Here is a 17,781-nt window from a genome sequence, read left to right as displayed (position 1 = left end):
GCCAGCCGGGCTCCCTTCCACATCTCCTGGCCGATGGTGGTAAGCTGCATTCGTGGGGACCTCCTTCATGTTGGAGTGGTCCCCACATTTTAGTTGGGGCAGTCTCACATGTGTTTGTCCGAGCACAGAGCCGACCCTAGATCCTTGAAGGGAAAGGTGTATTTGGGGTAAAAAGCCGTTGGCGAAGATGCCGAAGAAGGGAGGTCTAGCAATGGTCAAGGGCTATCCTAGCTTTTATAGGGGGGTTCTTCTATGAGGAAGGCGTTTTTGCCCCTTTTGATGGGGTTGGCCTTGCTCCTGACGGCATGTCCGGGTCCGGGGAGCGCGCTTCCACCGGGTGACCATGTTCTAAGCGGGATGGTGGTGAGCGAGGGGGCCGGGGCCCCGGTAAAAGGCGCGACCTTGCGCCTTTACCTCCAGGGCACCCTGGTGCGCACGACCACCTCCGATGTGGAGGGGCGCTTTGCCTTTGATCGGCTTCCCGAGGGGGTCTACCGCCTCGAGGCCCAAAAGCCTGGCATGGCGGGGAGCGTGGTGGAGGGGATCCCTGTGCCGGCCATGGACCGCATCACCGTGATCCAGAAGCCGGCTTTTGACCGGAGCGCCTCCACCACCCCTCCCACCCTGATCATCACCCAAAACGGCACCGATCCCCTAGCGGGGGGGACCTTCACCGACGCCATCCCCTTCCGGGTCCAGGTGGACACCTCCAAGGACTACGTCAAGCCCATGCGCTACATCTACGTAGCCTTGGGACGTACACCGGGTTCAGCCTTCCTCACCCAGACGGCCACCTCCAGCCGGCGTCTCTTCACCGACACCGAGGACACCGATAACCAGACCCTTTCTGGTTCCCAGGTGGCGGGATTTGGAGACGTGGATGGTGAAGAGGTGTATCTGGAGGTGGTGGCCTACGACTTCAACAACAACCGGAGCCACTACATCCTCCCCCTTACCTTCGTCAACACTTCCACCGCGCAGGGCAACACGGTGAGCGCCCCCACCCAGGTGGCGGCCACGGCCATCACCCTGACCCAGGCCGTGGGCTTCTACAGCGTTAAGGCCCCCCTTTCCCTCACCGTGCCCCTGGGCAAGGGCCAGGTGGGGGAGATGCCCCTGGCCGCACCCGAGGGGAGCAACCTCTACGTGGAGGTGCGCTGGTGCTACACGGATACGGCCGTGCCCTTCGCCTTTGACATAGAGCGCTCCCAAGACGGCCAGAACTGGACCCGAGTGGGCACGGTGGGCGGGGCCAGGAGCGCTAGCTGCTCCACCAACGCCTTCAACCGCCCCTTCTACTTCCGGGATGCCTCCCCAGACCTCACCCCGGGCCAGACCTACCTCTACCGGGTGGTGGCCCGGGGGGCCAACCGGGCGGAGAGCGCACCCAGCTCCACCACGCCCCTGCCGCCCTTCTTCGCCCCCCTAATGGCTCCTTTGGACGAGGCCCAGGGCGTGTCCAAGACCCCAGACTTCGTCATCGGGCACCCGCAGCTCAGCATAGGGGCGGACGGGGCAGCCTATAACCTCGTCCTCTGGGACACCCTTACGGGAGATAACGTGACCTGGCAGACCCTGGGCGGCGGGCCTCTTCTTGTGGAGTTCGGTACCGAGAATGAGGGGAACGGGATTCCCCAGGGCGAGGCGCTGGTGTATGGCTTCCCGGGGAGTACCTTCACCGTCTACACCGACACCGCAGGGCTTCTGAACCCCAGCCGCCCCAACGCGGTGCCTGTGGACGTGGCCCAGGGTACCGTGACCCTGCCTTACAACTTTGATGGCTTTGCTTCCCTGCCAGAGCTCCAGGCCCTCAGAACCTACGCCTGGCAGCTCTACGTGAGCTACGCCTACAAGTACAACCCTGGCGAGAACCGGATCTCCGCCTACAGCATCCAGACCTGGCCCAACTCCACCTCCTTCATCCGCTTGAGCCGTCCCGGGACCCAGGTCTTTGAGTTCACCACGGGGGAGTGAGACGATGAGGAAGTGGCTTTTGATCCTTGGCCTGGCGGCCCTTCTCGGGGCTTGTAACCAGCCTACGGTTCGGGCCCCCCAAGGGCCAGCCCAGGCCCCGGAGCTGGCTTCCCGCGAAGGGGTGACCTACGTTCGTGACCAGGTGGTGGTGGCCTACCAGGAGGAAGAGGCGCTTCAGGAGGCCATCCGCAGGCTGAACGCCAAGGAGATCGCCCGGATTCCTGAGCTCAAGGCCGCCTTGCTCCAGGTCTCTGGGGATGCTTTGAAGGCCAGCCGGGCCCTTAAGGGTCTTCCCGGCCTCCGTTACGCCGAACCCCACTTCGCCATGGCTCAGGCCCCCAAGGACGACCCTGTGGAGCGGCTTGGGGGTAGCGGGGGGCTTGCGCCCTTGGGCAACCCTCCGGACCAGATCCTGGACGAGCTGTCCCAGTACGCCCTGGACCCCCGGCACCTGGACGCCAAGGGGGCTTGGAACCGGGGCTTCATGGGTGAAGGGGTGACGGTGGCCATCATCGACGATCCCGCCGACGTCACCCACCCCGACCTGGCGGCCAACTGGGCGGGGAAGGCCTACGACCCGGTGACCGATACCACCTACACCTCCGCCCAGGATTGGCTGGCCTTCATCCAGGGCCTGGGGGCCCTAGCGGACACCTACCACGGCACCTTTGTGGCTTCCACCGTGAGCGCGCCCAAGGACGGCCAGGGGATTGCCGGCCTGGCTCCCAAGAGCAAGTTCCTCCCCGTGGCCATCTTCCAGCCGGACTACGTGGGGGACTTCTACGTGGCCCGGGGAGTGGTCTGGGCGGTGAACCGGGGGGCCCAGGTGCTCAACAACTCCTGGGGTGGCCTGGGGTACGGGAGCCTGGTCAAGGAGGCCTTTGACTACGCCCTGGCCAACGGGGTGGTGGTGGTGGCCAGCGCCGGGAACTCCTACAAGGACGAGATAAGCACCCCCGCGGGCTACCCCGGCGTCATCGCCTCCGCCGCCGCGGACGGCAACCGGAACAAGACGGACTTCTCCACCTACGGCCGCCACATCTCCAGCGCCGCGCCCGGCCTGGATGTCCTCCTGGCCAACCCCACCTGGCTGGGGGGCGGGTACGGCCTGATCTCCGGCACCTCTTTCTCCGGTCCCTACACCGCTGCGGCCGCGGCCCTGGTGAAGGCCGCCTGCCCCGGGGCCACCCCCTACCAGGTTCGCCGGGCCCTGGAGACCACCACCTGGGAAAGGAGCTTCACCCGGGAGAAGGGCTGGGGCCATCTGAACGCCCGCAACCTGGCCGAGCTCCTGGCCCAGGGGTGCAGCGCCCTGCCCCAGAAGGGCTCGGTGGTGCGGGTGAAGGTGGAGTACCAGAATGAGCGCGGCACCTTCCCGGGCCTCTTCGCGGATGTGATCCTCCGGGGCCAGGGCTTCCGTCCTGGGGATCCCACGGATGCCACCCCCATGTACTGGGCCAAGACGGACGCGGGCGGGGAGGCCTGGTTCTACGAGATCGCCCCTGGCACCTACGAGATCTACGTGGCGGGGGCCGACCTGGCCCTGACCGGGGGCTTGCCCGAGGAGCGGGGAACCTTCGTGGGGGTTCTGGTGGCCACCCCTGGTTCCAGTGCGGAGCAACCCGATTACCAGCTGGTACGCCTAGCGGCCACAGAGGTGAACCTCAACCCCACGGACCCCTACGAGCCCAACGACACCCTAGCCCAGGCCACGCCCATGGCCTACGGCCGGACCACCCAGGTGGCCTACATCTTCGGCCAGCCCCAGGATTACGATTTCTTCACCTTCACCGGCAACGCGGGGGATCAGATCCGGGCCCGGGTACATGCCCGCTCCAGCCTGGGGGGCACCTTGGATTCTTACCTCTACCTCTTGGATGGGAGCGGTAACGTGCTGGCCGAGAACAACGACCTGGTGAGCGGGCAGATCACGGATTCCGAAATCGCCTTTACCCTGCCCGCGGGCGGGACGTACTACCTGGTGGTGACGAGCTACACCATCGCCCAGGGCGGAGAGGACAACAACCCCTTCAACAAGTACCGCCTCGAGCTCCAGCAGGTGCCCTAGCGCCCGAAAGGCGCAACCCCGGGGGGAGCCCCCGGGGTTTTTACCTTGGGGTTTACAGGTGGATCGGCCTTTCCCACGCCCCCAGGGCGGCCTCCTTCAGGATCTCCGAAAGGGAGGGGTGGGCGTGGGGGGCGCGGCCCAAGTCCTCGGCGCTGGCCTTGAAGAAGAGGGCGAGGGCGGCCTCCGCCAGCACGTCCCCCACCCGGGCCCCGATCCCGTGGACCCCCAGGATGCGGTCCGTGTCCCGGTGGGCCAGGACCTTGACGAAGCCTTCCGTCTCCCCCATGGCCCGGGCCCGGCCCGAGGCGGAGTAGGGGAACCTGCCCACCTTGTAAGGGATGCCCTGGGCCTTGAGCTCCTCCTCCGTGTACCCCACCCCCGCCACCTCGGGGTGGGTGTAGACCACGCTGGGGATGGCCAGGTGGTCCACATGCCCCACCCCCGTGGCCATGTGCTCCACCGCGGCGATGCCCTCCTCGCTGGCCTTGTGGGCCAGCATGGGCCCCCGGACCACGTCCCCGATGGCGTAGATGTGGGGAACCCTGGTCCTCAGGTGCTCGTCCACGGGGATGCGGCCCCGCTCGTCCGTGGCAAGCCCAATGGCCTCGAGGCCAAGCCCCTCCGTGTAGGGCCTCCGCCCCACGGCCACAAGGACCCGGTCCGCCTCCAGGACCTCGCCCCCCGCAAGCTCCACCCGGGCTCCCTTCCCCTCGGGGGCCACGCGGGTTACCCGCACCCCGGTGCGGACCTCGAGGCCTTCCTTCTTGAAGACCCGTTCCGCCGCCCGGGAAAGCTCCGCGTCCATGGTGGGGAGGATGCGGTCCATGTACTCCAGCACGGTGACCTTCGCTCCAAGCCGGTGCCAGACCACCCCAAGCTCCAGGCCGATCACCCCGCCCCCCACCACGATGAGGCGCTGTGGCACCTCGGGGAAGCTTAGGGCCTCGGTGGAGGTCACCACCCGCTCGCCGTCCACCTCCGCCCAGGGGGGAATGAGGGGGGCGCTCCCCGTGGCGATGAGGATGTACCGCCCCTCCAGGACCTCCCCCGTCTCCACCACCTCCACCTTCCTCTCGGAGAGGAAGCGGGCGGTGCCCTGGTGGCGGGCGATGCCGTTTTTCTTGAAGAGGAACTCAATCCCCTGGGTGTTGGCCTGGACCACCTTGTCCTTGTGGGCCAGAAGGGCCTCGAGGTCCAGGCTAAAGCCCTCCACCTTGAGCCCAAGGAGGCCCTTCTTCACCTCGTAGATGCGCTCCGTGGTTTCCAGGAGGGCCTTGGAGGGGATGCACCCCACCCTTAGGCAGGTGCCCCCCAGGGCCTTCTCCTTCTCCACCACCCCCACCTTCATCCCGAGCTGCGCCGCCCGGATGGCCGCCACGTACCCCCCGGGGCCGGCCCCGATCACCAGGAGGTCGTACACCTTACACCTCCAGAAGGAGCCGCACCGGGTTCTCAATGAGCTCCTTCACCCGGCGCAGGAAGGTCACCGCCTCCCGGCCGTCCACGATGCGGTGGTCGTAGGAGAGGGCCAGGTACATCATGGGCCTGATGACCACCTGCCCGTCCCTGGCCACAGGGCGCTCCTGGATGGCGTGCATGCCCAGGATGCCCACCTGGGGCGGGTTCAGGAGGGGGGTGGAGTTTAAGGAGCCGTAAATCCCCCCGTTGGTGATGGTGAAGGTCCCCCCCATGAGCTCTTCAGGCTTGAGCTTCTTGGTGCGGGCCCGCTCGGCGAAGTCTGCGATCTGCTTTTCAATCTCCGCGAAGGAGAGCCGGTCCGCATCCCTTAGGACAGGCACCACCAGGCCCTCGCCCCCCCCTACGGCGATGCCGATGTCGTAGTAGCGGTGGTAGACGATGTACCCGTCCCGGATCTCCGCGTTGAGCTCGGGGATCTCCTTCAGGGCCTGGACCACAGCCTTGACGAAGAAGCTCATGAAGCCGAGCTTCACCCCGTGCTTCTTCTGGAAGGCCTCCCCCAGTTCCTTCCGTAGGGCGATGACCGCGGACATGTCCGCCTCGTTGAAGGTGGTGAGCATGGCCGTGGTCTGGCGGGCCTGGAGGAGCCTTTCCGCGATGCGGCGGCGCAAGGGGGTCATGGGCACCGCCTCGTCCACCCGCCAGGGCCGGTCCGCGGGCGCGGGGGCCGGAGGGGGTGGGGGGGTCTGGACGGGGGGCGGGGCGGGTTCGGGCTTGGGGGCGCTTTCCAGGTGGCGGAGCACGTCCTCCTTCAGGATCCGCCCGCCGAGGCCCGTGCCGGCCACCGCCTCGGGGGGCACGCCCTTTTCCGCCATGAGCCTTTCCGCCGCGGGCATGGCCAGGGGGCCTTCCGCCTTCGGGGCCTTCTCCCTGGGCGCGGGCTGGGCCTCCACCCCCTCCTCCAGGAGGGCGATGGCCTCCCCCACCCGGGCCGTCTCCCCGGTGCGCTTCAGGATCTGCCGCAGGGTGCCCGCGAAGGGGGCGGGAAGCTCCAGGGTGGCCTTGTCGGTGATGAGCTCCACCAGGGGCTCGTCCTGCCCGATGGCCTCCCCTTCCTGTTTGAGCCAAGCGCCGATCTCCACTTCCACGATGGACTCGCCCACGGAGGGCACCACGAGTTCTTTCACCTAAGACCTCCTTACTTAAAAGCCTCTTCCAGGAGGGCTTCCTGTTCCTTCTTGTGCACCTTGGAGGAGCCCACCGCGGGGCTTGGGGACTCGGGCCGGGCCACCACCCGGAAGGGGTGGCCGAAGATCTCCCCGCAGAAACGGGCGGAGAGGTACCACCAGGCCCCTTGGTTCACCGGCTCCTCCTGGACAAAGACCACGGGGGTCTTTTTGGGGTACGGGGCGAGGGCCTCCTTAAGCCCCTCCTCCGGGAAGGGGTAGAGGAGTTCCAGGCGGAGGATGGCCACGTCCTCTGCCCCGAGTTCCCGGCGCTTGGCGAGGAGCTCGTAGTAGACCTTTCCCGAGGTGAGGAGGACTTTCCTCGCCCCCTTCACCCGCTCCCCGATGACCTTTTGGAAACGGCCCCCCGCCAGCTCCTCCAGGGGGGAGACCGCCTCGGGGTGGCGGAGGAGGCCCTTAGGGGTCATGACCACGAGGGGCTTGCGCAGGGGGCGCTTCACCTGGCGGCGGAGGAGGTGGAAGTACTGGGCGGGGGTGGTGGGGTAGGCCACCTGGAGGTTGTCCTGGGCCCCAAGCTGGAGGAAGCGCTCCAGGCGGGCGGAGGAGTGCTCGGGGCCTTGGCCCTCGAGGCCGTGGGGCAGGAGGAGGACCAGGCCGGAAAGCCGGTTCCACTTGGCCTCCGCGCTGGCCAGGAACTGGTCTATGTAGACCTGGGCCACGTTGACGAAGTCCCCAAACTGGGCCTCCCAGAGGATGAGGCCCTCGGGGTAGTCCAGGCTGTACCCGTACTCAAAGCCCAAAACCCCGGCTTCGGAGAGGGGGGAGTTCCATATCTCCACCTCCGCCTGGCCCTCCTTGAGGTGCTGGAGGGGAATGTAGGGGGCGCCGGTCTCGTAATCAAAGAGGGCCGCGTGGCGCTGGGTGAAGGTGCCCCTTAGGGCGTCCTGGCCCGTGAGGCGCACCCTATGCCCCTCCACCGCCAGGCTGGCGAAGGCCAGGGCCTCCGCCGTGGCCCAGTCCAGGGGGCGCTTCTCCTCGGCCATCTCCAGCCGGGCCTCGAGGAAGCGCTTGAGCTTGGGGTGGAGGCGGAAGCCCTCGGGGAGGGTGGCAAGGCGCCGTAGGAGGCCCTTTAGGGTCTCCTTGGGCACCCCCGTGTCCACCTCGGGGACCAGGCGGTCGGGCCCGCCCACGTAGCCCTTCCAGATGCCGGAAAGCCCATGGGGGACCACGGGGCCGGGCTCGGCCTTCACCCGGGCAAACTCCGCCTCGAGGCGCTCCAGGTACGCTTCCTTTAAGGCCTTAAGCTCCTCCTCCGTCACCACCCCTTCCCCCTTCAAGGCCTCCGCGTAGACCTGCCAGGGCGCGGGCTTCTTGACGATGAGGGCGTACATGGGGGCCTGGGTAAAGGTGGGCTCGTCCGTCTCGTTGTGCCCCCGGCGGCGGTAGCCCACCAGGTCCAGGATCACATCCTTGCCGAAGCGCTGGCGGTAGGCCAGGGCGAGCCTCAGAATGAACCAGAGGGCGTCCAGGGCCTCGGCGTTCACGTGGAAGATGGGGGCCCCCACCATCTTGGCGATGTCCGTGGGGTAGCGGCTGGAGGTGTACTCCTCTGGGGTGGTGGTGAAGCCCAGCTGGTTATTGGCCACCACGTGGAGGGTCCCCCCCACCCGGTAGCCGGGGAGGCCGGAGAGGTTCAGGGTTTCCTGGACGATCCCCTCCCCGATGAAGGCCGAGTCCCCGTGCACCAGGATGGCGAGGCCCCTCTTCCTTTCGCGGTCCCCAAAGCGGTCCTGCTTGGCCCTAAGCCTCCCTAGGGTCACGGGGTTCACGAACTCCAGGTGGCTGGGGTTAAAGGCCAAGGAGACGTGCACCGGGCCAAAGGGGGTTTCCTGGTCGGAGGAGAAGCCCAGGTGGTACTTCACATCCCCCGCGTAGCCCTCGGGGAAGATCTCCTCAAACTCGCGGAAGATGCGCTCAAAGGGCTTGCCCGCCACGTGGGCCAGGACGTTGAGCCGGCCCCGGTGGGCCATGCCCAGGACCACCTCCCGCACCCCAAGCCGGGCCGCCTCCCAAATGGCTTCCTTCAGGAGGGGGATGAGACCCTCCAGGCCCTCCACGCTGAAGGTCTTGGCCCCCAGGTACTTCTTCTGCAAAAACTCCTCAAAGAGGCTTGCTTGGAGGAGAGCCTGGAGCATGCGGCGCCGGGTCTCGGGGTCGGGCTTGGGCCAGGGGGCCTCCAGGGCCTCCCGGAGCCAGGCCGCCTCCTCGGGCTCCACGTGGGCGAGCTCTACCCCCACGGGGCCCAGGTAGGCCGCCTCCAGCCTTGCCAAGAGGGCCCTTAGGGTGGGGGCGCCGAAGGTGGGGGGGAGGGGGCGGTCCAGGTCGGCGGGGCCCAGGCCATGGGCCTCGAGGCTTAGGGCCTTGGGCCTGGGCCTGGGCCGCCCCAAGGGGTCAATCCCGGCCGCCAGGTGGCCCAGGCTGCGGTAGGCCTCGGCCAGCCGGGCCACCTTGAGGAGGAAGGCCCCCTCCTCCGGGGCCAGGGTGGGGGAGGGGGCTTCTCTTCGTCGGCCGTCTTCCAGGGTGAGGCTAGAGAAGTACCGCCGCCACTCCTCGGGAAGGGCGAAGGGGTCCTCCAGATAGGCCCGGTACAGGGCCTCCAGGTAGCCTTGGCTTTCCAGCGTGAGCTCCATCTTGCCTCCCGGGGTCATACCCCTTCACTAAACTACACCAAAACCGGTGTAGGCGCCCTACCCCTTTACAATGGGGGCATGGTGGAGAAAGCGCGGCACGAGGGGGTTCTCCTCCTCACCCTGAACCGGCCTGAGAGGCTGAACGCCCTCACGGGGGCCCTCCTGGACGAGCTCTACGCCGCCCTGGAGGAGGCCCGGGAGGACGGCGCGGTGCGGGCCCTCCTCCTCACGGGGGCGGGGCGGGCCTTCTCGGCGGGGCAGGACCTCGGGGAGTTTGGGGAGGAGAAGCCCGACTACGAGGGACACCTCCGGCGTTACAACCGGGTGGTCCGAGCCCTGGCCACCCTGGAGAAGCCCGTGGTGGTGGCGGTGAACGGGGCGGCCGCGGGGGCGGGGATGAGCCTTGCCCTTTGGGGGGACCTGCGCCTTGCCGCCATAGGGGCCACCTTCTCCACCGCCTTCGTGCGCATCGGCCTGGTGCCGGACTCGGGCCTAAGCTTCCTCTTGCCCCGCCTGGTGGGGCTTGCCAAGGCCCAGGAGCTCCTTTACCTCTCCCCCAGGATCTCCGCGGAGGAGGCCTTGGCCTTGGGCCTGGTCCACCGGCTGGTGCCCGCGGAGCGCCTCCTGGAGGAGGCCCTTAGGCTTGCCCAGGGGCTCGCAGAGGGCCCCACCCGGGCTCTTGGCCTCACCAAGAAGCTCCTCCTGGAAAGCTTCCGGCTCTCCCTGGAGGAGGCCTTGGACCTCGAGGCCATCCTCCAAGGGGAGGCGGGGCGCACCCTGGACCACGAGGAGGGGGTGCGGGCCTTTAGGGAGAAGCGCCCGCCACGCTTCCAGGGCCGATGATCCGCTTCCTCAGGGGCAAGGTCCTCTTCAAGGAGGAGGGGGGGTTTGTGTTGGAGGTGGGGGGGGTGGGGTTTTACCTCCAGGCCCCCGAGCCCTTCCTGCGGGAGGTGAGGGAGGGGGAGGAGGTTGCTGTCCACACCCACCTCCTTTCCCGGGAGGAGGGGCTTTTCCTCTACGCCTTCCCCGACGGGGAAAGCCACCGCCTCTTCGGGCTTCTCCTCTCCGTCTCCGGGGTGGGGCCCAAGGTAGCCCTGGCCCTCCTCTCCGCCCTGGGGCCGAGGCTTTTGGCCCAGGCCCTGGCGGAAGGGGACGTGAAGCTCCTCGCCTCCGCCAGCGGGGTGGGGAAGCGGCTCGCCGAGAGGATCGCCCTGGAGCTCAAGGGGAAGGTCCTTCCCCCCTCGGCCCCCGCGGCCCAGGGGGTGGCGGTGGAGGAGGCGGTCCTCGCCCTCCTGGCTTTGGGCTTCCGCGAGGGAGCAGCCCGGGCGGCGGTGCTGGAGGCCCTTTCCAAGGCCCCTTCCGCCAAGGCCCAGGACCTCATCAAGGAGGCCCTCAAAAAGCTCCGCTGAGGGCCTCCAGGAGGTTCCTCACCCTTTGGTGGGGGGGAAACCGGGGATCGGGGGGCCTGTGCCCCCGGTCCACCCAGACCGCCCTAAGCCCCGCCCTCAAGGCCCCCTGGATGTCCCGCTCGGGGTTGTCCCCCACCATGACCGCCTCCTCCGGCCCCACCCCGAAGGCGCAAAGGGCCATCCGGAAGGGTCTTGGGTCGGGCTTGCCGAGGCCGATCTCCCCCGAGACCAGGACGAGGTCAAAGGCTTCCTGAAGCCCCGCCCCCACCAGCTTTTCCCGCTGGAGGTCGGGGACGCCGTTGGTGAGGAGGACGAGGTGGGCCCCCCGCGCCCTTAGGGCCCCTAGGAAGGCCTCCGTCTCCGGGAAGAGGGGGTAGCGCCGCCTCCTTTGGAAGAAGGCCTCCGCCAGGACCTCCGCCCGCTCCACGGGGCCCCCTAGGGCCTTTAGGGCCCGGGCGAAGACCGCCTTCCGGAAGCCAGGGGCCCAGGCCGCCAGGGCCTCGAGGCCCGGGGTGCTGTAGCGGGCCCAAAGGGCCTCCAGGGCGGAGTGGCCCATGGCCTCCGCCCAAGGGTGGAAGGGGCTTTGTCGGAAAAGGGCCTCCGCTTCTTCCTTCACCGCGGGGAAAAGGCCCTTCACCCCCGCCTCCTCCCCCAGGGCCTCCAGGACCTCCTGGCTTACCGCGTGGTCCTGGAGGAGGGTGTCGTCCAGGTCTAGGACCCAGAGCCTCATCCTTCCCGCACCAAAACGGGGTTCCCCCCGGGGTCAAAGAGGAGGAGCTGGCCTGGGGCCTCCTGGAAGGGGAGGCCGTACTTGGAAAGGCGGACCTTTTCGTGCTCCAGGCTTTCCACCAGGAAGATAAGCCGCCCCTCCTCCACCCTAAGCCGGGCAAACCCCTCCCCCTCGGGCCGAGGCCTGGGGGGGCCGGCCTCCACGCCCCCCGCCCCTGGCCTCAGGAGGAGGAGGGGGCCTTCCTTGGGGGCGAGGAGGGCTTCCTTGGGCAGAAGCTCCTCCAGGGCCAGGCCCAGGGCCTGGTAGAAGCCCACCGCCTCGCCGATCTCGGGCACCTGCACCACCACGGTTTCCGTCATAGGCTTCTCAGGAAGGCGCGGAGGTCTTCCTCGTCCCGGATGGGTTTGAGGAGGGCCAGGTCCTCCGGGGCGATCTCCCCGTGGGGCCTTAGGAGGGAAAGCCAGTAGGGGTCCACCCCTAAAGGCCGCCCCAGGCCCCGCCTCAGGTAGAGGAGGTTCCAGGCCAGGGTGAGCTCCGCCAGGGTTCCCACCCCCCCAGGGAAGGCCAGGTAGCCCTGGCCCAGGTCCAGAAGCCGGGCGATCCTTTGGGGTAGGGTGGCCGCGGGGAGTTCCAGGTCCACATGGGCGTTGGTCCCCTTCCGCTCGGGAAAGAGGGCGGGGGCGGTGACCCCCACCACCAGCCCCCCCTTGGCCTTCACCCCCCCGGGCCAGGGCCTCCATCCCCCCCTGGTAGCCCCCGCAGGCCAGGCCAAACCCCTCCTCCGCCAGGACCTCGCCGTAGCGGACGAGCCGCTCGTAAAGGGGGTCTTCCGGCCTGAGCCTTGAGGAGGCGAAGGCGCTGACGAGGCGCATCTAGCGGCAGCGCACCACCAGGACGGGCACGGAAACCCGGTGGAGGACCCCTTCCGTTACCGAGCCCAGGAGGAGCTTGTCCAGCCCCGTGCGCCCGTGGGTGCCCATGACCAGGAGGTCAAACCCCTGGGCCGCCTCCACGATGGTGGGGATGGGCACCCCCTCCTTGAGCTCCGCCGTGGCCTCCACCCCCTTTTCCGCCGCCAGGGCCTGGGCCTTCTTCAGGGCCTCCTCCCCCGCCCGCTTCAGGTCCTCCAGGAGCTCTAGGCCGTAGGGGACGCTTTCTGGCGCAATCCAGATGGCCTGGGCGGGGTTTTCCAGGACGTAGAGGAAGTGGACCTTAGCCCCCAGGGTCTTGGCGAGCCCTAGGCCGTGCTCCACGGCCTGGAAGCTGCAGGGACTGCCGTCAATGGGCATGAGGATCCTCTGATACATGGCTTCCTCCTAAGGGCATCATACCTCAAGGCGTAGACTGGGGGGCATGTGGATCTACGGGCGGAACCCGGTCCTCGAGGCCCTAAAGGAGGGCCGGGTGCGGCGGGTCCTGGTGGCCAAGGGGGTGGAGGGCTGGCTCCTTAGGGAGCTTGCCCGCCTGGGGGCGGAGTACACCCTGGTTCCCCGGATTGAGCTGGACATGCTCCTCAAGACCACCCACCACCAGGGGGTGGCCGCGGAGGTGGAGGAGCCCCGCTACGCTTCCTTGGAGGAGGCCTTGGGCTTTGCCGAGGCCCGGAGGGAGGTGCCCCTTTTGGTGGCCCTGGACGGGGTCACCGACCCCCGGAACTACGGGGCCATCCTGCGCACCGCCTTGGCCCTAGGGGCCCACGGGGTGGTCTCGGAGGAAAGGCGTTCGGCTCCCCTTTCCCCCCTGGCCCTAAAGGCCAGCGCGGGGGCGGCCTTTAGGCTGCCCATTGTCCGGGTAAAGAACCTGCCCCGGGCCCTTTCCGCCCTCAAGGAGCGGGGCCTTTGGGTTTACGGCCTGGATGTGGGAGGGGAGAAGACCTTAAAGGCGCTGGACCTGGCCCGGCCCCTGGTCCTGGTGGCGGGGTCCGAAGGGGAGGGGATGCGGCGGCTGGTGCGGGAAAGCTGCGACGAGCTTTTCCGCATCCCCATCCGCCCCGAGGCGGAGTCCCTGAACGTGGGGGTGGCCTTGGGCATCGCCCTCTACGGGGTGGGCCAGGCCCGGGGTGTAGGATAGGCCCATGGACTGGGTGCGGCTCCTCGCCCGCCTGGTGCAGGTGGAAAGCCTTTCCGGGGGGGAGGGAGAGGTGGCGGGCCTCCTCCTTGAGGCCCTGAAGGGCCTGGGCCTCGAGGCCCACTTGGACGAGGCGGGGAACGTGGAGGCCCTCCTTGGGGAGAAGGAGCCCGAGGTGGTCCTCACCGGGCACATGGACGTGGTTCCCGTGGGGGACCCCCTCCACTGGCCCCACCCCCAGGGGGCCGTGGTGGGGGAGGCCCTTTGGGGCCGGGGGGCGGTGGACATGAAGGGGGCCTTGGTGGCCATGCTCCTGGCCCTGAAGGCCCTCCAGGAAAGGCCCCTCAAGGGGCGGGTGCGCTTCCTGGCCACGGTGCAGGAGGAGGTGGGGGGCCTGGGGAGCCGCTTCGCCGCAGGGAGGCTTTCCCCCTTGGCCTTCATCCTGGGGGAGCCCTCCTTGGGGTGGCTCATGCGGGGGCACAGGGGGCGGGCGGAGATCTGGGTAGATTTTGAGGGGGAAGAGGCCCACGCCGCCCTCGCGGGCCCGGAAAACCCCCTCTTTGACCTGGCGGACTACCTCTTGGCCCTGAGGGACTTCCCCCTTCCCCCGGGGCTCAAGCTCACCCCCACGGGGGTGGCGGCCTACCCCGGGGCCCGCAACCAGACCCCAGGGGTGGTGCGCCTCTACCTGGACGTGCGCTACGAGCCCGAGGCCGACCCCCAGGCCCTCCTCCCCCGCCTCCAGGCCCTGGGCCCGGCCTCGGTGTACATCCCCGAGGAGGAGCGGGCCTCGGGGGAGGTGCGCCTGGTCCTCCCCGCCCTCTGGCCCCCCTACCGCCTGGCTGAGGACCATCCCCTCCTCCTTGTGGCCCTTAAGGCCCTGGGCCAGGAGGAGGCAGGGCTTTGGCCCTTCACCACCGACGCCCCCTACCTGGGGGCCCAGGCCCCGGTTCTGGGCCTAGGCCCCGGGGACCCGGCCCTGGCCCATACCCCTAGGGAGCACATCCCCTTGAGGGCGGTGGAGGAGGCCGCGGAGGCCTATGTCCGCCTAGTGGAGGCCTTATGGAACGCCGCGTAGTGGTCGGAACCCCTTACCGCAAACTCCTTACCGCCCCTAGGCCCGTGGCCGAGGGGCTCAAGGCGCGGCTCGAGGCCGGGGGCATCCCCGTCCTCCTGGAAACCCCCTTTTCCGACCTCCCTGAGAGCTACCTGGGCACCTACATGGGGGACGTGACCCTTTGGGTGCCCGAGGGGCTTTTGGGGCAGGCGGAGGCCCTTTTGGAGGAGGGGCTCCCATGACGGTGGTGGGGCTGGACCTGGGGGGGACCAAGATCGCCGCTGGGGCATTTGACGGGGAAAGGCTCCTTTCCGAGGTGGTCCTCCCCACCCCCAAGGAGGGGGGGGTGCGGGTGGTGGAGGCCCTGGCGGAGGCCGCCCTTAGGGCGGAGGCCGAGGCCGGGGTGCGGGCGGAGGCGGTGGGGCTTGGCACCCCGGGGCCCTTGGACTTCCAACGGGGCCTCATCCGCTTTACCCCCAATATTCCGGGCCTTAAGGACTTCCCCATCCGGGACCTCCTCAGGGAAAGGCTTGGCCGCCCCGTCCACCTGGAGAACGACGCCAACGCCGCGGCCCTCGCCGAGCACCACCTGGGGGCGGCCCGGGGGGAGGAGAGCTCCCTTTACCTCACCGTGTCCACGGGGATCGGGGGTGGGGTGGTCCTGGGGGGGCGGGTCCTAAGGGGGGTGCGGGGGCAGGGGGGGGAGCTCGGCCACATCACCCTGCTCCCGGGGGGGCCGGTCTGCGGGTGCGGCCTCGAGGGCTGCCTCGAGGCCCTGGCCGCGGGCCGGGCCCTGGAGCGGGAGGCGGGCTACGCCTACCAGGCTCCGGTGGACACCCGCGAGCTCTTCCGCCGCTACAAGGCGGGGGAGGCCAAGGCGGAGCGCATCCTCCTCCAGGCGGCCCGGTACGTGGGTCTGGGCTTGGCCAGCCTGGTGAAGGCCTTTGACCCGGGGGCGGTGGTGGTGGGCGGAGGGGTGGCCCTGAACGCCCCTGAGGGGTACTGGCGGGCCTTGGAAGGGGCCTACCGCCATTATCTCCAGGGCTGGGAGGTCCCCCCTCTCAGGAAGGCCCTCTTGGGTGGCCGGGCAGGGCTTTTGGGGGCGGCCCTTACCGCGTATCTTGAGGGGGATGGAGCTCGGTAAGGCCCTCCTGGCCTTGGGGCTTTTCCTGGCCCTGCTTGGGCTTATCCTCCTCTCCTTCCCCAAGCTCTTCGCCTGGTTCGGCCACCTGCCAGGGGACATCCGCATAGAAAGGGAGGGGGTGAGGGTGTACATTCCCCTAGCCTCCTCCCTCCTCCTTTCCCTGATCCTCTCCCTTCTCCTCTACCTCCTGGGCCGCCGCTAGGGGGTAGGCGGGGAGGGGCCCGGGGCGGGGGCGGTGGAGCTTTAGGCGGAAGGCCACCACCCCGGGGCCTTCCACCCAAAGGCGCACCCACCCCCGGGGGAGGAGGAAGCGGTGGAGGAAGGTGGGAAGGAGGGGAAGGAGGAAAAGCCCCCCCTCAAAGGTCGCCTCCGCCCCCACCGAGAGAAGGGCCTGGGCGCGGGGGGTTTGGAGCCTGAGCCTGGGGCCTGGCTCCAGGAAGGCCGCCTGGCCGGAGAGGACCAGCACCCCTGCTTCCAGGAGGCCGAGGTCCAGCAGGGCGGTTTCCCCCGGCTCCAACAGGGAGGCCACCCAACCCTCCCCGTCGGCCTCGAGGCCCTTCTCCCCCTCGGGGCAGAGGGCTTGCTCGGGGCCTAGCCCCACCCGGCCCTCGGGTGGAGGGGGTCCGGGGGCCAGGGCCAGCCGGGCCTCCTTGGGCAGAAGGGGAAGGAGGTCCTTCACCTCCCCGCCGCCCTGCTGCCGGTGGTAGAGCTCCAGAAGGGGAAGCCCCGCCAGAGCCAGGGCCAGGGCGGCCAGGGCGTGGAGCTTGGCCCGCTGGCCCGGGGGGAGGGTGCGGTAGAGGAGGCGCCGCTCCCACTCCCGGGTGAAGCGCCACCCTTCCCGGTGGAAAAGCCAGCCCTTCCGCTCGAGCTCCTCCAGGTGAGGCAGGGCCTCCAGGGCCTGGAGGAGGGCCTGGGGGATGGGTCCGGGCTGGATGGAAAGCCGCTCCAGGGCCTCCCGCGCAGGCTGGCTCAGGTAGCGGGCCCGGAGCTTGAGCTGGGCCAGGGTGCGCTGGGGAAGGCCAGGGGCCTGGAGGAGTTCCCGCATGGCCTCGGGCTCCCCGCCCCCCTCCAGGTAGATCCGCCCGGCCTCGTGGAAGGGAAGCCCCCTGAGGACGCCTTGCCAGGCCTCCCCGAAGGAAAGGGGCTTTAGGGGCACCACCCGCATCCTTTCTGCTGGGTAGTGGGCCCGGAGTTCCAGGAGGAAGCGGGGGTCTTCCCCGGGGTCCACCCCCAGGACGTAAAAGGTCTTGTGGTCCTTCAGGATGGCCTCGGCCCCTGGGGGAAAGGGGGCCTCCAGGTAGCGCAGCCCCCCCTGTCCCATGCCCAGGTGGAAGGGCAAGCCCAAGGCTTCCGCCAGGGCCTGGGCCAGTTCTTTCCGCCCCGAGGCCTGGGAGCCCAAAAGGACCAGGAGGGCTGGGGGGCGGAGGAGGATGAGCTCCTTCAGGAGCCCCGCCCGGTCCGGGGGTGGGGCGGGTGGGGTGAAGCGGCGCTCCAGCACCCAGTCCGAAAGGCCGGGAAGGGCCTCGAGGCCCTCCAGGATCTCCCCCTCCCCCTGGGCTTCCAGGGCGATCCAGCCCGGAAGGGCCAAGGGGTCCTGCCCCTCGGGGAAAAGGGGGCGGCCCAGGGCTTCCTTTAGGCGGTGAAGCTCCACCCGCAGGTTGTTCAGGCCCTGGGCGTGGCCGTAAAGGAGGTCCGCCAGGAGAGCCCGGCTCGTGGGGCCTTCCAGGGCCAGGTAGTAGAGCAGGGCCAGGCCCTTTAGGGGGACTTTCACCGACCGACCCCGCTTTAAAAGCTGGGGTGGGCCGAAAAGGGGCAGGGTGTAAAGGGGGGGGTTATCCATGCATAAAAAGGCGTTACGGCCTTCCCTCCCAGCTTACCACGTAAGGCCTGCCCTGTCCCCAAGGGGCCGAACCTTGGTAACGGCCGGGTAACGTCCCTTTACTCAAAACTTGCACCTCCCGCATACCGTGCATAAACACCCATCCCCCCCTCCTCCCCCCGGGGGCCAAAGCCTGAGGACATGGAGCTCCCGCAAA

The 17,781-nt window shown here is 68.8% G+C and carries 16 protein-coding genes and 1 pseudogene; 9 read left to right on the top strand and 8 right to left on the bottom strand.

Annotation, left to right across the window (positions count from 1 at the left end; translation table 11 throughout):
* Nucleotides 1–252: 252 nt before the first annotated feature.
* Complete coding sequence (locus tag WKI94_RS08370) at nt 253–1,974, top strand: carboxypeptidase-like regulatory domain-containing protein (protein ID WP_337845306.1); 1,722 nt, start codon at nt 253–255, stop codon at nt 1,972–1,974.
* A 4-nt stretch (nt 1,975–1,978) separates the two neighbouring features.
* Nucleotides 1,979–4,042 carry a S8 family serine peptidase gene (locus WKI94_RS08365; RefSeq protein ID WP_337845305.1) on the top strand — a complete coding sequence of 688 codons (2,064 nt, stop codon included), beginning with the start codon at nt 1,979–1,981 and terminating at the stop codon, nt 4,040–4,042.
* A gap of 52 nt (nt 4,043–4,094) precedes the next feature.
* Here the strand turns inward: WKI94_RS08365 and lpdA are convergent, their stop codons facing one another.
* From lpdA to WKI94_RS08350, 3 genes are read right to left on the bottom strand one after another with little or no spacing between them, the layout of a single operon-like run.
* Nucleotides 4,095–5,462, bottom strand: coding sequence for a dihydrolipoyl dehydrogenase (gene lpdA, locus WKI94_RS08360; protein ID WP_337845304.1), 1,368 nt, complete (start codon nt 5,460–5,462; stop codon nt 4,095–4,097).
* A 1-nt stretch (nt 5,463) separates the two neighbouring features.
* Nucleotides 5,464–6,648 (bottom strand): 2-oxoglutarate dehydrogenase complex dihydrolipoyllysine-residue succinyltransferase, encoded by a 1,185-nt coding sequence (gene odhB, locus WKI94_RS08355; protein ID WP_337845303.1) that lies wholly within the window; start codon nt 6,646–6,648, stop codon nt 5,464–5,466.
* An 11-nt stretch (nt 6,649–6,659) separates the two neighbouring features.
* Nucleotides 6,660–9,338 (bottom strand): 2-oxoglutarate dehydrogenase E1 component, encoded by a 2,679-nt coding sequence (locus WKI94_RS08350; RefSeq protein ID WP_337845302.1) that lies wholly within the window; start codon nt 9,336–9,338, stop codon nt 6,660–6,662.
* 78 nt (nt 9,339–9,416) lie between these two features.
* Here WKI94_RS08350 and WKI94_RS08345 point away from each other — a divergent pair, with 78 nt between their 5' ends.
* Together WKI94_RS08345 and ruvA are read left to right on the top strand one after the other, a co-directional pair.
* Complete coding sequence (locus WKI94_RS08345) at nt 9,417–10,181, top strand: enoyl-CoA hydratase-related protein (protein WP_337845301.1); 765 nt, start codon at nt 9,417–9,419, stop codon at nt 10,179–10,181.
* Complete coding sequence (ruvA, locus tag WKI94_RS08340) at nt 10,178–10,747, top strand: Holliday junction branch migration protein RuvA (RefSeq protein WP_337845300.1); 570 nt, start codon at nt 10,178–10,180, stop codon at nt 10,745–10,747. The genes WKI94_RS08345 and ruvA overlap by 4 nt, the downstream gene beginning before the upstream one ends.
* Here ruvA and WKI94_RS08335 read toward each other — a convergent pair.
* The 4 genes and pseudogenes from WKI94_RS08335 to WKI94_RS08320 all read right to left on the bottom strand — a co-directional run bounded on the left by WKI94_RS08335 (nt 10,731) and on the right by WKI94_RS08320 (nt 12,784).
* Nucleotides 10,731–11,477, bottom strand: coding sequence for an HAD family hydrolase (locus tag WKI94_RS08335; protein WP_337845299.1), 747 nt, complete (start codon nt 11,475–11,477; stop codon nt 10,731–10,733). The two genes, ruvA and WKI94_RS08335, sit on opposite strands and share 17 nt — an antisense overlap.
* The gene (locus tag WKI94_RS08330) at nt 11,474–11,836 is read right to left on the bottom strand and encodes a hypothetical protein (RefSeq protein WP_337845298.1); all 363 of its coding nucleotides are present in this window, start codon (nt 11,834–11,836) and stop codon (nt 11,474–11,476) included. Before WKI94_RS08330 ends, WKI94_RS08335 begins: the two co-directional genes overlap by 4 nt.
* Nucleotides 11,833–12,349: pseudogene (locus WKI94_RS08325) on the bottom strand (LOG family protein). The gene WKI94_RS08330 and the pseudogene WKI94_RS08325 overlap by 4 nt, the downstream one beginning before the upstream one ends.
* Nucleotides 12,350–12,784 (bottom strand): universal stress protein, encoded by a 435-nt coding sequence (locus WKI94_RS08320; RefSeq protein ID WP_337845297.1) that lies wholly within the window; start codon nt 12,782–12,784, stop codon nt 12,350–12,352.
* Between the two features lie 46 nt (nt 12,785–12,830).
* Between WKI94_RS08320 and rlmB the strand changes: the two genes are divergently transcribed.
* The 5 genes from rlmB to WKI94_RS08295 are packed head-to-tail and all read left to right on the top strand — an operon-like array spanning nt 12,831 to nt 15,947.
* Complete coding sequence (gene rlmB, locus WKI94_RS08315; RefSeq protein WP_337845296.1) at nt 12,831–13,547, top strand: 23S rRNA (guanosine(2251)-2'-O)-methyltransferase RlmB; 717 nt, start codon at nt 12,831–12,833, stop codon at nt 13,545–13,547.
* Nucleotides 13,548–13,551: 4 nt separating this feature from the next.
* A complete protein-coding gene (locus tag WKI94_RS08310; RefSeq protein ID WP_337845295.1) occupies nt 13,552–14,622 on the top strand; it encodes a M20/M25/M40 family metallo-hydrolase in 1,071 nt (356 codons plus the stop codon).
* Complete coding sequence (locus WKI94_RS08305; protein ID WP_337845294.1) at nt 14,607–14,843, top strand: hypothetical protein; 237 nt, start codon at nt 14,607–14,609, stop codon at nt 14,841–14,843. Before WKI94_RS08310 ends, WKI94_RS08305 begins: the two co-directional genes overlap by 16 nt.
* Nucleotides 14,840–15,745 (top strand): glucokinase, encoded by a 906-nt coding sequence (locus WKI94_RS08300; RefSeq protein ID WP_337845293.1) that lies wholly within the window; start codon nt 14,840–14,842, stop codon nt 15,743–15,745. The genes WKI94_RS08305 and WKI94_RS08300 overlap by 4 nt, the downstream gene beginning before the upstream one ends.
* On the top strand, nt 15,732–15,947 hold the full coding sequence (locus tag WKI94_RS08295) for a DUF2905 domain-containing protein (RefSeq protein WP_337845292.1): 216 nt from the start codon (nt 15,732–15,734) through the stop codon (nt 15,945–15,947). Before WKI94_RS08300 ends, WKI94_RS08295 begins: the two co-directional genes overlap by 14 nt.
* Here WKI94_RS08295 and WKI94_RS08290 read toward each other — a convergent pair.
* Nucleotides 15,882–17,585 (bottom strand): hypothetical protein, encoded by a 1,704-nt coding sequence (locus tag WKI94_RS08290; RefSeq protein WP_337845291.1) that lies wholly within the window; start codon nt 17,583–17,585, stop codon nt 15,882–15,884. The two genes, WKI94_RS08295 and WKI94_RS08290, sit on opposite strands and share 66 nt — an antisense overlap.
* Between the last annotated feature and the right edge of the window lie 196 nt (nt 17,586–17,781).

Source organism: Thermus sp., assembly GCF_037444525.1.
Lineage (GTDB): Bacteria > Deinococcota > Deinococci > Deinococcales > Thermaceae > Thermus.
Note: the sequence above shows the minus strand (reverse complement) of the source record. Positions and strands in the feature narration are given on the sequence as shown.

Excerpts from the sequence above, each read along its gene's own strand:
- ruvA (WP_337845300.1), top strand. The coding sequence starts at position 10,178 with ATGATCCGCTTCCTCAGGGGCAAGGTCCTCTTCAAGGAGGAGGGGGGG.
- WKI94_RS08305 (WP_337845294.1), top strand. The coding sequence starts at position 14,607 with ATGGAACGCCGCGTAGTGGTCGGAACCCCTTACCGCAAACTCCTTACC.
- WKI94_RS08295 (WP_337845292.1), top strand. The coding sequence starts at position 15,732 with ATGGAGCTCGGTAAGGCCCTCCTGGCCTTGGGGCTTTTCCTGGCCCTG.
- WKI94_RS08310 (WP_337845295.1), top strand. The coding sequence starts at position 13,552 with ATGGACTGGGTGCGGCTCCTCGCCCGCCTGGTGCAGGTGGAAAGCCTT.
- WKI94_RS08300 (WP_337845293.1), top strand. The coding sequence starts at position 14,840 with ATGACGGTGGTGGGGCTGGACCTGGGGGGGACCAAGATCGCCGCTGGG.
- WKI94_RS08350 (WP_337845302.1), bottom strand. The coding sequence starts at position 9,338 with ATGGAGCTCACGCTGGAAAGCCAAGGCTACCTGGAGGCCCTGTACCGG.
- WKI94_RS08290 (WP_337845291.1), bottom strand. The coding sequence starts at position 17,585 with ATGGATAACCCCCCCCTTTACACCCTGCCCCTTTTCGGCCCACCCCAG.
- WKI94_RS08335 (WP_337845299.1), bottom strand. The coding sequence starts at position 11,477 with ATGAGGCTCTGGGTCCTAGACCTGGACGACACCCTCCTCCAGGACCAC.
- WKI94_RS08370 (WP_337845306.1), top strand. The coding sequence starts at position 253 with ATGAGGAAGGCGTTTTTGCCCCTTTTGATGGGGTTGGCCTTGCTCCTG.
- rlmB (WP_337845296.1), top strand. The coding sequence starts at position 12,831 with ATGTGGATCTACGGGCGGAACCCGGTCCTCGAGGCCCTAAAGGAGGGC.
- WKI94_RS08345 (WP_337845301.1), top strand. The coding sequence starts at position 9,417 with ATGGTGGAGAAAGCGCGGCACGAGGGGGTTCTCCTCCTCACCCTGAAC.
- WKI94_RS08320 (WP_337845297.1), bottom strand. The coding sequence starts at position 12,784 with ATGTATCAGAGGATCCTCATGCCCATTGACGGCAGTCCCTGCAGCTTC.
- WKI94_RS08365 (WP_337845305.1), top strand. The coding sequence starts at position 1,979 with ATGAGGAAGTGGCTTTTGATCCTTGGCCTGGCGGCCCTTCTCGGGGCT.
- WKI94_RS08330 (WP_337845298.1), bottom strand. The coding sequence starts at position 11,836 with ATGACGGAAACCGTGGTGGTGCAGGTGCCCGAGATCGGCGAGGCGGTG.